This window comes from Bacteroides sp. AR20 (genome assembly GCF_964250605.1).
Lineage (GTDB): Bacteria > Bacteroidota > Bacteroidia > Bacteroidales > Bacteroidaceae > Bacteroides > Bacteroides uniformis.
Map to the genome: position 1 here is coordinate 1 of NZ_CAXUGK010000050.1, position 13,875 is coordinate 13,875.

General features: G+C 46.5%; 15 protein-coding genes. 7 read left to right on the top strand and 8 right to left on the bottom strand.

Features of this window, described 5'->3' with window-relative positions:
- Window positions 1–60 precede the first annotated feature (60 nt).
- On the bottom strand, window positions 61–360 hold the full coding sequence (locus ACESTD_RS17840) for a hypothetical protein (protein ID WP_373159069.1): 300 nt from the start codon (window positions 358–360) through the stop codon (window positions 61–63).
- Window positions 361–533: 173 nt separating this feature from the next.
- On the opposite strand from ACESTD_RS17840, the gene ACESTD_RS17845 reads away from it, so the two are divergent.
- Together ACESTD_RS17845 and ACESTD_RS17850 are read left to right on the top strand one after the other, a co-directional pair.
- On the top strand, window positions 534–1,097 hold the full coding sequence (locus ACESTD_RS17845; RefSeq protein WP_005823628.1) for a Crp/Fnr family transcriptional regulator: 564 nt from the start codon (window positions 534–536) through the stop codon (window positions 1,095–1,097).
- Between the two features lie 100 nt (window positions 1,098–1,197).
- Window positions 1,198–2,352, top strand: coding sequence for an acyltransferase (locus tag ACESTD_RS17850; RefSeq protein WP_005835436.1), 1,155 nt, complete (start codon window positions 1,198–1,200; stop codon window positions 2,350–2,352).
- Between the two features lie 79 nt (window positions 2,353–2,431).
- Here the strand turns inward: ACESTD_RS17850 and ACESTD_RS17855 are convergent, their stop codons facing one another.
- Window positions 2,432–2,797 carry a hypothetical protein gene (locus ACESTD_RS17855; protein WP_005835432.1) on the bottom strand — a complete coding sequence of 122 codons (366 nt, stop codon included), beginning with the start codon at window positions 2,795–2,797 and terminating at the stop codon, window positions 2,432–2,434.
- Window positions 2,798–2,929: 132 nt separating this feature from the next.
- On the opposite strand from ACESTD_RS17855, the gene ACESTD_RS17860 reads away from it, so the two are divergent.
- Complete coding sequence (locus ACESTD_RS17860) at window positions 2,930–3,820, top strand: YitT family protein (RefSeq protein ID WP_005835428.1); 891 nt, start codon at window positions 2,930–2,932, stop codon at window positions 3,818–3,820.
- On the opposite strand, the gene ACESTD_RS17865 is transcribed toward ACESTD_RS17860, so the two are convergent.
- From ACESTD_RS17865 to truA, 4 genes are read right to left on the bottom strand one after another with little or no spacing between them, the layout of a single operon-like run.
- Window positions 3,807–4,466 carry a DUF3256 family protein gene (locus tag ACESTD_RS17865; RefSeq protein WP_005835426.1) on the bottom strand — a complete coding sequence of 220 codons (660 nt, stop codon included), beginning with the start codon at window positions 4,464–4,466 and terminating at the stop codon, window positions 3,807–3,809. The genes ACESTD_RS17860 and ACESTD_RS17865 overlap by 14 nt on opposite strands.
- A complete protein-coding gene (locus ACESTD_RS17870) occupies window positions 4,463–4,933 on the bottom strand; it encodes a GAF domain-containing protein (protein ID WP_016272604.1) in 471 nt (156 codons plus the stop codon). The genes ACESTD_RS17865 and ACESTD_RS17870 overlap by 4 nt, the downstream gene beginning before the upstream one ends.
- A gap of 11 nt (window positions 4,934–4,944) precedes the next feature.
- Window positions 4,945–5,844, bottom strand: a complete 900-nt coding sequence (locus ACESTD_RS17875; protein ID WP_087332973.1) for a DMT family transporter — start codon at window positions 5,842–5,844, stop codon at window positions 4,945–4,947.
- A 55-nt stretch (window positions 5,845–5,899) separates the two neighbouring features.
- The gene (truA, locus tag ACESTD_RS17880) at window positions 5,900–6,652 is read right to left on the bottom strand and encodes a tRNA pseudouridine(38-40) synthase TruA (protein ID WP_087333006.1); all 753 of its coding nucleotides are present in this window, start codon (window positions 6,650–6,652) and stop codon (window positions 5,900–5,902) included.
- 204 nt (window positions 6,653–6,856) lie between these two features.
- Between truA and ACESTD_RS17885 the strand changes: the two genes are divergently transcribed.
- On the top strand, window positions 6,857–7,540 hold the full coding sequence (locus ACESTD_RS17885) for a DUF5715 family protein (RefSeq protein WP_117945586.1): 684 nt from the start codon (window positions 6,857–6,859) through the stop codon (window positions 7,538–7,540).
- A gap of 17 nt (window positions 7,541–7,557) precedes the next feature.
- On the opposite strand, the gene ACESTD_RS17890 is transcribed toward ACESTD_RS17885, so the two are convergent.
- Entirely contained in the window at window positions 7,558–8,121 is a 564-nt protein-coding gene (locus ACESTD_RS17890; RefSeq protein ID WP_005823665.1) for a YdeI family protein, read from the bottom strand.
- A 29-nt stretch (window positions 8,122–8,150) separates the two neighbouring features.
- Entirely contained in the window at window positions 8,151–9,662 is a 1,512-nt protein-coding gene (locus ACESTD_RS17895; RefSeq protein ID WP_005823666.1) for an NAD(P)H-hydrate dehydratase, read from the bottom strand.
- Window positions 9,663–10,051: 389 nt separating this feature from the next.
- On the opposite strand from ACESTD_RS17895, the gene ACESTD_RS17900 reads away from it, so the two are divergent.
- The 3 genes from ACESTD_RS17900 to ACESTD_RS17910 all read left to right on the top strand — a co-directional run bounded on the left by ACESTD_RS17900 (window position 10,052) and on the right by ACESTD_RS17910 (window position 13,541).
- Entirely contained in the window at window positions 10,052–11,590 is a 1,539-nt protein-coding gene (locus tag ACESTD_RS17900) for a peptide MFS transporter (RefSeq protein WP_005835421.1), read from the top strand.
- 508 nt (window positions 11,591–12,098) lie between these two features.
- A complete protein-coding gene (locus ACESTD_RS17905) occupies window positions 12,099–12,317 on the top strand; it encodes a hypothetical protein (RefSeq protein WP_057088407.1) in 219 nt (72 codons plus the stop codon).
- 186 nt (window positions 12,318–12,503) lie between these two features.
- Window positions 12,504–13,541 carry a DUF3871 family protein gene (locus ACESTD_RS17910; RefSeq protein WP_156737414.1) on the top strand — a complete coding sequence of 346 codons (1,038 nt, stop codon included), beginning with the start codon at window positions 12,504–12,506 and terminating at the stop codon, window positions 13,539–13,541.
- Window positions 13,542–13,875 lie beyond the last annotated feature (334 nt).

The following is a 13,875-nucleotide window of genomic DNA, read 5'->3' on the forward strand; positions in this document are numbered from 1 at the left end:
CTTCTTTCATAAAAAAAACTGTGTTAGCAAAGTTAATACTTTATTCCTTGCTGACACAGTTTAATTTACATCCTCGATATTTCTGAGAATATCATCTAACCACGTCTCTTTCATCTTTTCCACAAAAACATCATTCTTTAGTTGAAAAGCCTTTTTGTAAACACTCTGCATTTTCAAATTATAGCGCACCGTATCATAGCGGACTACTGACTGGTAAAATCCGGTATCAACAGCGACAATTTCATTTTCTATTCTCAATGTATCCTCAGCTGTATCGGAAACTCTTCCAGTCTCCATCTGTGCGAATGAAATGCAGTTGCCTCCGATTAGAGCCAATAATGTTACCAATATTTTATTCATAGGCTACCGTTTTCTACAAAGATACAATATTCAAAGAACAAACATCTCTTTTACAAGAAAAATCCCACTATACCATAAACGCTTATAAAGCAACGCACACATTTGTATATCAAAGTTCAGTTTTAGTTAATAAAATTATGTAAGTTTGTAAACGAATAAAAAGCTCCCCTCCAATGAACAACATCATTCATAAAATCAGGCAGATTTATCCGGTTTCCGAAGAAGCTCTTCAGGCATTGCTGATGAATATGCAGGTAAGACACTACCCTAAAGGAACTTATATAGTACAAGCAGGAGTGACAGACCGTTTGGTTTATTTCATTGAGGAAGGGGTCACCCGTTCCGTATTTCATCACGACGGACAAGATACCACCACTTGGTTCAGCCAGGAAGGTGATGTAACCTTCGGAATGGATTCACTGTACTATCAGCAGCCGTCAGTAGAAAGCATTGAAACTCTTTCGGACTGCAAAATCTACGTCATCCACATAGACAAGTTAAATGCTCTCTACGAAACATATATTGATATAGCCAACTGGGGCAGAATACTGCATCAGAACGTAAACAAAGAGCTCAGTCATATGTTTGTGGAAAGGCTCCAACTGCCTCCCAAAGAGCGGTATGAACAATTTAACCGCCGTTACCCCAGACTGATAAATCGGGTGAAGCTAAAATATGTGGCAGCCTTCCTGGGTATTTCCATCTATACTCTCAGCCGGGTACGCGCAAAAAAATAGAAGATTACCGTTCTTTTTTGCTTTTAAGCAAAAGAACTTCGCTTCGCATGGCGTATCTTTGAGATCCGAAAACATTAACCAAACAACAGAAAAAAAACAGATGTCGCACATTTCATCTTCTGCCTTTTCAGACACCAAAGCACATTATGACCTTCTCGACGGGCTCCGTGGCGTAGCAGCCTTGATGGTTATATGGTATCATATATTCGAAGGCTATGCTTTTGCCGGTGGTAGCATTATCGAAACCTTCAACCACGGCTATTTAGCTGTAGATTTCTTCTTTATACTATCGGGATTCGTTATCGGGTATGCTTATGACGACCGTTGGGGCAGGAACCTCACAATGAAGAGTTTTTTCAAGAGACGTCTGATACGTCTTCATCCGATGGTAATTATGGGCGCTGTTTTGGGCGCCATCACCTTCTGCATTCAAGGATGCATACAATGGGACGGAACACATATTGCCCTATCAATGATTATGCTGTCCCTTCTCTGCTCCATATTCTTTATTCCCGCAATGCCGGGAGCAGGCTATGAAGTCCGTGGTAATGGCGAAATGTTTCCCTTGAATGGTCCTTGCTGGTCATTGTTCTTTGAGTATATAGGCAACATCCTTTATGCCTTGTTCATCCGACGATTGTCAAACAAAGCACTGACCGTACTGACAATATTGCTGGGAATAGCATTGGCATCATTCGCCATCTTCGATGTCTCCGGATATGGCAATATGGGAGTAGGTTGGACACTGGACGGAATAAACTTTATCGGAGGATTATTGAGGATGCTTTTCCCTTTCTCCATGGGTATGCTTTTATCGCGCAACTTCAAGCCCATTAAGGTGAAAGGCGCTTTCTGGATATGCACCATTGCATTGATTACCTTGTTCTCAGTGCCCTATCTGGAAGGTACGGCGCCGGTTTGTACAAATGGCATTTATGAAGCGTTCTGTGTAATCATCGCTTTTCCGGTTCTCGTCTGGTTAGGAGCTTCCGGTACCACAACGGATAAAAAATCGACCCAGATATGCAAGTTCCTGGGAGATATATCCTATCCAGCCTATGTGATACATTATCCATTTATGTACTTGTTCTATGCATGGCTCATCAAGAACCAGCTCTTCACGTTGGAGCAGACTTGGCAGGTTGCCTTATGCGTTTATGCATGGAATATATTGTTAGCCTATCTATGCCTGAAATTCTATGATGAACCGGTACGGAAATATCTGGCCAGACGCTTCTTGAGCAAGAAACGGTAAAGGGACCACCACAGATTACACAGATTTATTATCTCAAGGATTTTTATCTGTGCAAATCTGTGTAATCTGTGGTGCATTATCATTCCAGATAAAGTGGCTCCACCACCTCCGTCACATTCTCATGGAACCACTCATCCAATTTAGCTTCAACCTTGTCTTTTATCTGTGGAGTGATGTATTTCTTCACTTTCTTATAAGCATAAACTGCGGCAAATCCCTTCCCTACCATAAAGACTTGTCCCAAAAGGTCTTCTATACTGGTAGGAAATACAATGGCCACCAAAGCAATCATGATATTTGTCCTTTCACTCTCCGGAGTAGAGTCTGCAGTCATCACATAATAAGCCGTCAGTACTGGACGACCGGCTGCCCGACCACCTTTCTTTATATACTCTTCTACTTTAAGACGAATCTCGTCCATGGAAAAATTCATTTTCATATTCATAATCTCCTCTTTTTATTTATTAGACGCAGAAAGATGAAGTTTGGTTGCAAAAATCTGCATTTTTTTTTCAACATTATATCCCAAATAAGCAGTATCTTTGTCCCCGCATTTTCACAACCACATAAAATTATAATGAAAACAATAGTAAATATTCCCTCCCGACAGAACACCATGCGCGAACTGCGGGATTATCTGATGATTGCCCTGGGTATGGTCTTATATGGTATCGGCTGGACAGTCTTCCTGCTTCCCAACGATATTACTACCGGTGGCGTACCGGGCATTGCATCCATCGTATATTTTGCCACTGGATTTCCCGTCCAATATACGTACTTCGCCATCAATTTTCTGCTTCTATTGCTTGCCCTACGTGTGTTGGGATGGAAGTTCAGCGTAAAGACAATCTTTGCCGTATTCACCCTGACCTTTTTCCTTTCCATTATCCAGAAACTGACCGAGGGTGTTGTCCTCCTGCACGACCAGCCTTTCATGGCTTGTGTCATCGGTGCCTCCTTCTGCGGTAGCGGCATCGGCATCGCCTTTTCCAACAACGGCAGTACTGGCGGCACGGACATCATTGCCGCCGTAATCAACAAATACCGTGACATCACGCTGGGCAGAGTCATGTTGATATGTGACCTTATCATCATCTCGTCCAGTTACTTTGTTCTAAAAGATTGGGAAAAGGTGGTGTATGGCTACGTTACTCTATACATATGCAGCTTCGTGCTCGACCAAGTGGTGAACAGTGCCCGCCAGTCCGTACAATTCTTTATTATCAGCGATAAATATGAGGAGATAGCCAAGCACATCCAGGTATATCCCCACAGAGGTGCAACAGTCATCAACGCCTCGGGCTTCTATACGGGAAAAGAGATAAAAATGCTGTTCGTGCTGGCCAAGAAGCGGGAGTCCACCATCATTTTCCGGCTCATAAAAGACATAGACCCCAATGCCTTTGTATCACAAAGTGCAGTCATCGGAGTCTATGGAGAGGGATTCGACAGAATCAAAGTGAAGTAGAGGATTTCTCGAACTTCCCTTGATTCCAAGTATAAACAATAGGACGGCGGACAAACGGTTTCAGTTTCTCCGCCGCTTCTTTACCCATGTAATCGGTCGTGGTAAAAGTGAATGCCAACGTGGCGTCCTTCGCAGAAAGGTCCGCTTTCATCAGCAGCATGTCGGCCTGGCGACGGGCATCCTGATACTCATAGACATCCACTGTATCCGAGGCCTCAGCGATAAAATCATCCAGAACGGGCAATGCCGGCAGGTAGGACGAAGCAACCAGCTCCTTCCAGTCTGTCGTATAGAACTTGACATGGCTGTCGCAAGCCGGAGCACAAACCGTAGCAACCACACAAATCACCTTCGTACTGTCGTTAATAGGCAAGAGCTTCATCTGCCATGAACTCTGGGGCGTCATCTTCACATGTATATAGTCTGGAGAAAGCTCCGTCATTTCCGATTTACCACCAAAGCTGTTGGTCACCTCAGCTTTCATCTTACTTTCCAGAAAGTCTATAAAATCCGCACGGTTCACGGCGCTAAGCAACGGACATATAGAATCCGGCATATTCTTAAAACACGTCTTGGCTTCCTGGGCCTGCAAATACCCCCATCCGATGAAAGCCAAAATCAAAAAAGCACTCAGTTTTCTTATCATAACATTTTAATCATTTCTTCAAGGAAACGGGCATCTGTTTCATCAAAACCGCCCAAATCGTCACTGTCAATATCCAATACTCCCCACACTTCACCGTCCTCACGCTTCAGCGGAACCACGATCTCCGAACGCGACAGCGAGCTGCAGGCTATATGTCCGGGAAATGCATCCACATCGGGCACAACCAACGTCTCGGCTCTATCCCATGCCGCGCCGCAAACACCGCGGCCTTTCCTGATGCGCGTACAAGCTATCGGTCCCTGGAAAGGTCCTAACACCAATTCTTCACCCTTCACCAAATAGAAGCCTACCCAAAAGAAATGGAAAGTCTCTTTCAGCGCCGCCGAAACATTCGCCAGATTGGCTATCAAGTCATCTTCACCTGCCAGCAGATTTTTCAGTTGAGGAAGCAAAGCGCGATATTTCTCTGTCTTGCTACCAGCATTTATATATAGGTCTTCTGCCATATATCTCTTGTTTATTTACTCCCCAAATATAGGAAGAACATTCCAATCAACACCAAAATGAGGTCGACAGCCTTGCTTTTTAAATTCTTTTCACGGAAGAAAAGCGCACCGAAAAGGAAGGAAACAACAACGCTTCCACGACGCACCATCGAAACGATGGAAATCATGGAGTCCTCATAGCTCAGGGCATAAAAATAGACAAAGTCTGCCGCACAAAGGAAAATGGAGATACAGATAATGGTCCAGTCCCAACGAAACGGGGTACTTTCTTTTCGCTTGGGATACCACAACAGCAGGATGATGGGGCACATGATAAAGACTTGGTAGACATTATACCACGACTGCACCAGCATCGGGTTGAGCTGCTTCATCAGATATTTGTCATACAGCCCGCTGACAGCTCCGGCAACGGCAGCCAGCACGATGAAAAGAATCCATTTGTTATGCTTGAAGTCGATTCCCTCTTTCTTGCCCGAACGGCTCAGCATGAAGAAGGACACTATGGCAAGCAGCACGCCAATCCATTGATAAAGGTTCAAGCGTTCGCCAAACACAACCATGGCACCTACAAGCACCATTACGGGACGCGTCGCATTAATCGGTCCCACGATGGTCAGCGGCAGATGCTTCATCCCGAAATAACCGAATATCCAGGAAGAGAGCACGATAAACGACTTGACAATAATGAACTTATGCACCTCCCACCCCACCACGGGAACATCAAACATCGTACCTCCCAACACCGACGGCGCAAAGGCAGATACCAGAATGAAAGGAAGAAATATCAGGCTCGAGAACAGCGTGTTCAGGAAAAGCACCGGCAGTACGGCATTGTCACGAAGCGACTTCTTCTTGAAGACATCGTAAAATCCCAATAAGGCAGCAGAGAGGAAAGCAAGTAATAACCACATAGAGTCAATTAAAAATTAAAGGGAGGGGCCTACGTTTTTGTAGTACATCCCTCTTTTATTCTAAAAAAGTAGTTTCCGGATAGGCTACGTCCACCAGAAACAATGCATTTCCGGGAACGGAAGTTCCTGCCTGGCAACGGTCCTTCTGTTCGACGACGCGTCGGAAACCTTCAACAGAAAGTTTTCCGCGACCCACTTCGAGCAGAGTGCCGACAATGGCACGTACCATGTTCCGCAGGAACCGGTCGGCCTGGATGGTGAATACCCAAGTCACATCGTCTACCCGGGTCCAGGCGGCATGCATAATCTTGCAATTATTGGTTTTGACATCCGTATGGAGTTTGCTGAAGCTGGTAAAGTCCGTATAGTCAAACAAGGTTTGGGCAGCCTCATTCATCCGCTCAAAGTCCGGCGTTTGGAACAGACGGCAGCGATATTGGCGGTTGAAAGGAGACTTGGCGGTAGTGACATAATATTTATACATACGCGCCGTAGCATCAAAGCGGGCATGTGCATCGGACTTCACGGCCCGCAAGCGGTATACGGAAATATCGGGAGGAAGCAGACGATTCAGCTTATCCGTCATAAAAACAGTGTCCAGAGGAGAATCACTGTCAAAGTGAGCTACCATCAGTGAGGCATGCACCCCGGCATCGGTACGCCCCGCTCCCACGACTTCCACCTCACGACGCAGCAAGGTACTCAGCGCCTTCATCAAACACTCCTGCACACTCACTCCATTCGGCTGGATTTGCCAGCCGTGATAAGCGGTGCCATCATAAGCCAGGTATATAAAATATCGTTGCACGGTCTTTTTTGTGTGCAAAGATAGTGCAAACCGAATACAGAACTTTCATGCTCGCATGAAAAAGTTATGTTAAGGTGCAGCCTATATTCGCTTTTTCAGCACAGATAGTGCAAACTTAAGAAGGTTTGAATTATCTTTGCAAGGTTTTCACCACAGATTACACAGATTAACGCAGATTTTTCACAGACATAGTACATTTATAAGATGAGATATTCTTCCAGAATCCTACCTATACTGATAATTGTCGCAGCTGCCGCAACATTCACCTTTGCCGGCTGCAAGAAGAAAGACATGTCGCTCAAGTTGAACGAACCGCGCAACATTCGGGGTGTTGTCAGCTACAAGCGCTCGTTCGGAGACTTGAATGAGAAACATCTCAATGTAGCCCAAGCCATCGGCATACGTGTGCTTTCCTCCCGCGAGGAAGCAGAAAAGATGAAGGAGCAACTGCAACCTATCACGACGAACGAGCTCTATGCCGTGGATTCACTGACGCATTCCATCCCTTTTCTCATTCCGGGCGCCGCCAGCCTACTGGATACCATCGGACACAACTTCCTTGATTCACTGACCGCCAAAGGACTGAATCCAAACAAGATAATTGTGACTTCCGTACTTCGCACCCAAGACGACGTAAAACGCCTGCGCCGCCGTAACGGCAATGCTTCTCCAAACTCGGCACATTTTTACGGAACGACATTCGATGTCAGTTGGAAGCGCTTTCAGAAAATAGAAGACGAGGATGGACGTCCTTTGCAGGATGTCAGCGCAGATACCTTAAAACTGGTTCTTTCGGAAGTGCTCCGTGACCTGCGGAAAGCCGATAAATGCTACATCAAGTACGAGTTGAAGCAAGGATGCTTCCACATTACGACAAGAGAGAAATAAGCGGAAAAGAATTAGCGTTAATAGTATTTTTCAATCCCGCCAAACCCTATTATTATTTTGTTCTCTTTCGTTTTACAGATAAAGTTATTTAATCGCCTTTCAAATTCTTCCGGTCGTTTCCTCGCCGCTTCAATGTATGCGATTCGGATACGTTTATAGGGGTCAGAGAAACTCTGATAATTCTTCCATATTCTTTCATCCTCTTTCAATCTGTCGATTATATCATTTGGAAAAACAAAAGGAACCGACAAGACAGTTCGTATTTTATCCTCAAATTCAAGATGTATCATTTTATGCTCCAGCAACCATTTCAACCTTTCTTTGTTGGCTTGCGAATAGGTACTTTTAGGATTCCTGGGCGTGAAACGCTGAATTTTATGTTCTTTGTCAAGTGACTTTATCGTGCTGTCAATCCACCCGAAACAAAGGGCCTCTTCAACAGCGTCATTATATACAATACTTTTCTCGCTTGAAGATTTAGTAGGAAACACAAACCAGACTCCATCGGCAGTATCAAAATTGTCAGCCAGCCACTTCCGCCAATCTTTTCTGTTTTCAAAATATCTTATTTCTGTTGACATGACAAGCCATCCAAATTACACTTCTCTCCTTATTCTTCCAGCATCTTCCACGCTAGCGGCAGGCAGGCAACTATATCCCCCACCGTCATCCCCACTGCCCCCTGCTTCTTGCAGGCAACATCTCCCGCCAGTCCGTGCACATACGTGGCCAGGCAGGCAGCCTTCTCCGGCTCATAGCCTTGGGCAAGCAAGGCAAGCACCACTCCCGTCAGCACATCACCGCTGCCTCCCGTTGCCATACCCGGATTGCCGGTAGGGTTGAAAAAACATTTCCCGGCAGGAGTGACAATGGCAGAATAAGCGCCTTTCAAGATGATATGCACTCCGGCGCTCTTCGCCAGCTCGCGAGCCTTCATCAGGCGTTCGTACGAATTCTGGCATTTGCCTACAAGACGCTCCAGTTCCTTGGGGTGCGGAGTCAGAATACTCCCTTTGGGCAGACGCCCTATATAGTTACGCTTCTCGCCCAGCAAGTTCAGGGCATCAGCATCCACCACCATCGGAGTCTGGCATATCTCTATCTGCTCCAGCAGAGCCGCCTCGGTCTCTGCCGCCTTTCCCAGTCCCGGACCTATCGCCACGGCCTGGTAATCGTCCGTATCAGTAGCGGCGGCAAAGCAGGTGTCGCTGATGTCCAGCTCCGTCATGGCTTCGGGCACGGAAGTCTGCACAATGAAGTTGTTGCAGAACGGCACATGCACCGTCAGCAGCCCCACCCCCGAACGCAGACAAGCACGCGCAGCCAGCACCGAAGCTCCCGCCATTCCCTGCGAACCGGCTATCAGCAGTGCACGGCCGAAGTTCCCCTTATGGGCAAACCGGCTGCGCGGCTTCAGCAGGGCAGACACATCTTCATGCTCCAGCAGGCAGAAGTCCGTTTCCATGTCATGGATGACATCCTCGCTGAGTCCGATGTCCAGTAACTGCCATTCGCCCACATACGGCTCGTTCTCGGCAAAGAGAAATGCCAGTTTCGGCAATTGCAGGCTCAGCGTCAGATGGGCACGGACGATATTCGTATGTACGTTGTAGGTATTGTCCTCACCCATCAGTCCCGATGGGATATCGATGGACACCACCGTGGCGGGCGAAGCGTTGATGTACTTCACTACGGCTGCAAAACCGCCGCTCAGAGCCTTGTTCAAACCGCTGCCGAAGAGACCGTCTATCACCACATGGTCTGCCGTCAGCACGGGAGGTACAAACTGGGTGGTCACTTCGTGGAAGTCCACACCCGGCACGTCGGCCAGCCGCTCCTTGTTCGTCTCGCAGTCCGGCGAAAGCGTCCCTTTCGTATTGAAGAGATACACCTCGAGCCGGTAGCCCTTCCCGGCCAGCAGTCGCGCCAGGGCAAGCGCATCGCCACCGTTGTTCCCCGGTCCGGCAAAAACGGTGAGCGGCGTGTCCGGCTCCCAACGCTCGGCAATGGCACGGGCCAATGCGCGTGAGGCACGTTCCATCAAGTCGATGGAGGCAATCGGTTCATTCTCTATGGTATCTGCATCCAGTTGCTTGATGCTTGTAGTAGGAAATATCTTCATAATAGGATTATCTTAAAATCGTAGAGCAAAGATAGGGCTTTGATTTCAACTGTACAAAGAGAAGACGTTTTTTATCAAGTTGCTTTGCCCCCCGGGAAAAAATATCTGCTCCGTAAGGAAAAGTTGTCTTCAATGCAAAGGATTCTTAGAACAAAGCCTTTATTCTTAGAAACAAAAGCTCTATTTCTATAAACAAAAGCTTTATTTACAGAAACAGAAATTCTGTTTTAAGTTTGCGTAGGCTTACGGATAAGTTTGCACAAGCTTGTCGGCAAGTTCCCGCAGGCTTGTCGGCAAGTTTCTAATTATACCCATTAACTTACGCAAAATAATGACTAATTTTGTACCCTCAACATATAATAAAAGCCAAAACAATAAAAGCATATTCAATGAGTACATCCCGACACCCGAAAGGTCTTTACCTTATCTTCGCCACCAGCACGGCAGAGCGTTTCAGCTACTACGGCATGCGTGCCATCTTCATTCTGTTCCTCACCCAGGCACTCCTTTTCGACAAGGAGCACGCCGCCTCCATCTACGGCAGCTACACCGGACTGGTGTACCTGACACCCTTAATCGGCGGCTACATCGCCGACAAATACTGGGGCATCCGCCGTTCCGTCTTCTGGGGGGCCATGATGATGGCAGTCGGCCAGTTCCTGATGTTTGCCAGTGCCTCGATGCTGGAGGCGCGTGAGCTTTCGCATTGGCTGATGTACGGCGGACTGACTTTCCTGATATTGGGCAACGGCTGCTTCAAGCCCACCGTCTCCTCCCTGGTGGGGCAGCTCTACGAGCCGGGTGACAAACGGCTGGATTCCGCCTACACCATCTTCTATATGGGTGTCAACGTGGGTTCCTTCCTCGCCCCGCTGGTCTGCGGCTATTTTGGCGAGACGGGCAACCCTCACGACTTCCGATGGGGCTTCCTCATTGCCGCCATCGTCACCGTGCTGACGGTCGTCCTCTTCGAAACCCAGAAAAACAAGTACCTCATCGGCCCCGATGGCAAGCCCCTCGGCATTATCCCCGACGCCCGCAAGGAGCGGCCCCAGGCAGACAACACCGCCCGGAAGAGTGCCCACGCCAACGGACGGCCCATGCGCAACTACCTGCTGCTCGCCCTGCTTGCCATCGCGCTTGCCGGTTTCTTCTACTGGTGTTTCGGGAGCGATTGGATAAGCATCGGCATCTTCACCGCCTGCATCGTGTTTCCCGTCAGCATCCTGCTGGAAGGCTCACTCACCAAGACGGAGCGCGACCGCATCTTCGTCATCTACATCATCGCCTTCTTCGTCATTTTCTTCTGGGCGGCCTACGAGCAGGCAGGCGCCTCGCTCACGCTTTTCGCCTCCGAGCAGACCGACCGCGTCATCCTGGGGTGGGAAATGCCCGCCTCCTGGATTCAGTCCTTCAACCCCTTCTTTGTGGTGATACTTGCCGCCATCATGCCGGGCGTATGGGGCGCCCTGGGCAAACGGGGCATGGAGCCCGCCTCGCCCACCAAGCAAGCCATCGGCCTGCTACTGCTTTCACTGGGCTATCTCGTCATCTGCTTTGGGGTGAAAGATGTTCAGCCGGGCATCAAGGTGAGTCTCATTTGGCTGACGGGGCTCTACTTCATCCATACCATGGGCGAAATCTGCCTCTCGCCCATCGGACTCTCCATGGTGAACAAGCTCACGCCCATCCGCTTCGCCTCGCTGATGATGGGGATATGGTACCTCTCCACCGCCACTGCCAATAAGTTTGCAGGCACGCTGAGCGGGCTCTACCCCGAAGCCGGAAAGGTAAAGACGCTGCTGGGTTATCGCATCGAGACAATGTACGATTTCTTCATGGTGTTCGTCGTCATGTCTGCCACGGCATCGCTTATCCTCTTCCTGCTTTCAAAGAAATTACAGAAGATGATGCATGGAGTGGAATAAAAATCGTATGTTTGATTTACATACTGAAAATCAAGAATTTAAGAACTAAATTTCTCTTTTTTCGTACTTATATGCTTTAAGTAGAACACCACAAAGATAGGGATTCTTTTTTATCCAAAGACATTTTACCCTGCCATTTTTTGAACTTGGCAGGGTATTATTTTTTCTCTCCATTTCCAAAGCCCTCAAACTCTTATATATGATAAAATAGCTTGGAGTATTATTCAGCACTGTAATGAAGAGTGCGTACGGCTTCAAGCATTAATGATAAAAACAATTACCGGGTCACTCTTATTTTCAGACGATGGATAAGATGGCGATTCGATGATGCGTAGCAATTCCAGTATGTGGACAAGACATAAAGTTCCCCACGAAAGAATGTATGCCGCATGACAGGCCAAGTAAATGCGAGGAGCTGTTTACAACGGTTCAACTGTCACAACCAGTCGAAAGACCGGTCTATTTTTTTCTTCTCCCCCTTCCTTGATTTCCCCTCAAAGCCTTATATATGAGAAAAATAGAGAATAGAAACATAATAACTAACAATTTAAAACTAAGAGACATGGGAAATTTAATTAAAGGATTGAAGGTCGCAGCTTATGTGGCCGAGATTATCGTGGCAGGTTCAGTAGTAATAGAGCTTGCAGAAAAGTATGGTGGCAAATTCGGAAAAAAGAAGATTGCCACGGGTGAAGTCAAGGCCGTTAATGCTGCGACTGAAAACTGATAGTACGTCTGTGAATGGATTATGACAAGAAAGCGGACGTGATAATAACGGTATTGGAGGTAGCAACTTCAATACTCAAAGGAATAAAGAAGCTAAGAGGTATATTCATAAAAGCAAAGAAATGACACCTCTTGGCTTTTTGTTTTTTCACCGCATTTTATTAACCGACTAAAAAATAACAAGAGTATGGAAACAATGACTAATGAACTTACTGTCATTCCAAGAACAATCGGAATGGTAACAAGAATGATGGATGCAGTTAATATCGAAGATGCTGTAATCGTATCTGAAGAAGAACAGAAAGAGCATCCTAATTTTATTGAGAGTAACACTTCGGGCATTACACTTGAAGAACTTGAAAGGAACTGTATTGTACCCAGCTTCGGAGACAACCAGCTAACAATCAGCCACCAGAAATTTATCCACCAGGTAGAAGATGCCGCAAGAATGTATTTTACCGGAGAGAACTTTGGAAACACAGAAATCAGAGTATCACATAAAATCCTGGGCAGAGTGCCGAGTGCATTGACCAAAAGGAAGGAGGAACTTAAACCGGAGGACGAGACCATCTACTACCAGAGAATGGCTTTCTGTTTTCATATCCGTTCCATGAGCAGAATGATGAACGGCGAGGAAGTACATTTATGTATCGGAGGTGTAAGAAGCCTGAACGAGGAAAACTTATACGCCCGAAAATCACCCGAGAAATTCAAGATCTTTATCGGGTGGAGGGTTCGTGTGTGTTCAAATCTGATGCTGACCAACGATGGCTTGACCGGACGACTGGAAGTAATGAGTGATGCAGATATTTATAGTTCAGCACTCAGACTATTCCAGGATTTCAAACCGGAGCAAAATTTGAGACTTCTTGAAAACCTGGGAAGAACAAAGATTTCACAAGAACAGTTCTGCCAGATTATAGGCAGACTGAGATTGTACCAAGCTTTACCCGCTTCACAACTCAGAGAACTGCCGAAGGTAATCCTGGGTGATTCCAATGTAAACGCAGCTACGAAAGGCTATATAGAAAACCCTAATTTCGGGTTACGTGGCAGGGATAATATTACTTGTTGGGATTTGATGCAGCTACTCAATGACGCCGCCAAACAATCCTATATTGACAAATTCCTGGAGCGAAATCAGAACTGTACCGACTTCGCTGTGGGTATCAAAAAAGCTTTAAACGGTGAGGATGCTGAGAACTATGGATGTTTTTTGAGTTAGACTTGAAAAGAAATTAACTCACAAGGGAGAAAGATCTAAATTAAATATAACAAATATGGTCCTTCTCCCTTTTTTGTTGAACCCTTTGACAGATATATGATATGGAAGTGAATGATATTATGACATACATAGACAGATTGCTGCAAGGCTGTTCTGATAAAAGATGTGCTGAGATTCTAAAGGAAGTAACGGAGGAATGTCAGTCACGTATAGATGAATGTAAGAAAGGTGCTTATTCTAAATCATTGCAATAGGAATTGTAGCTAACACTTGAAAAGGGACCCGGAACAACATTTAAAAAGTGCCCCACCCATGGGTATGTTTAACCGAACAA

What these genes read in the sequence shown, in the direction of transcription:
- ACESTD_RS17840 (WP_373159069.1), bottom strand. Translation starts at nt 360, where the DNA reads ATGAATAAAATATTGGTAACATTATTGGCTCTAATCGGAGGCAACTGC.
- ACESTD_RS17845 (WP_005823628.1), top strand. Translation starts at nt 534, where the DNA reads ATGAACAACATCATTCATAAAATCAGGCAGATTTATCCGGTTTCCGAA.
- ACESTD_RS17850 (WP_005835436.1), top strand. Translation starts at nt 1,198, where the DNA reads ATGTCGCACATTTCATCTTCTGCCTTTTCAGACACCAAAGCACATTAT.
- ACESTD_RS17855 (WP_005835432.1), bottom strand. Translation starts at nt 2,797, where the DNA reads ATGAATATGAAAATGAATTTTTCCATGGACGAGATTCGTCTTAAAGTA.
- ACESTD_RS17860 (WP_005835428.1), top strand. Translation starts at nt 2,930, where the DNA reads ATGAAAACAATAGTAAATATTCCCTCCCGACAGAACACCATGCGCGAA.
- ACESTD_RS17865 (WP_005835426.1), bottom strand. Translation starts at nt 4,466, where the DNA reads ATGATAAGAAAACTGAGTGCTTTTTTGATTTTGGCTTTCATCGGATGG.
- ACESTD_RS17870 (WP_016272604.1), bottom strand. Translation starts at nt 4,933, where the DNA reads ATGGCAGAAGACCTATATATAAATGCTGGTAGCAAGACAGAGAAATAT.
- ACESTD_RS17875 (WP_087332973.1), bottom strand. Translation starts at nt 5,844, where the DNA reads ATGTGGTTATTACTTGCTTTCCTCTCTGCTGCCTTATTGGGATTTTAC.
- ACESTD_RS17885 (WP_117945586.1), top strand. Translation starts at nt 6,857, where the DNA reads ATGAGATATTCTTCCAGAATCCTACCTATACTGATAATTGTCGCAGCT.
- ACESTD_RS17890 (WP_005823665.1), bottom strand. Translation starts at nt 8,121, where the DNA reads ATGTCAACAGAAATAAGATATTTTGAAAACAGAAAAGATTGGCGGAAG.
- ACESTD_RS17895 (WP_005823666.1), bottom strand. Translation starts at nt 9,662, where the DNA reads ATGAAGATATTTCCTACTACAAGCATCAAGCAACTGGATGCAGATACC.
- ACESTD_RS17900 (WP_005835421.1), top strand. Translation starts at nt 10,052, where the DNA reads ATGAGTACATCCCGACACCCGAAAGGTCTTTACCTTATCTTCGCCACC.
- ACESTD_RS17905 (WP_057088407.1), top strand. Translation starts at nt 12,099, where the DNA reads ATGAGAAAAATAGAGAATAGAAACATAATAACTAACAATTTAAAACTA.
- ACESTD_RS17910 (WP_156737414.1), top strand. Translation starts at nt 12,504, where the DNA reads ATGGAAACAATGACTAATGAACTTACTGTCATTCCAAGAACAATCGGA.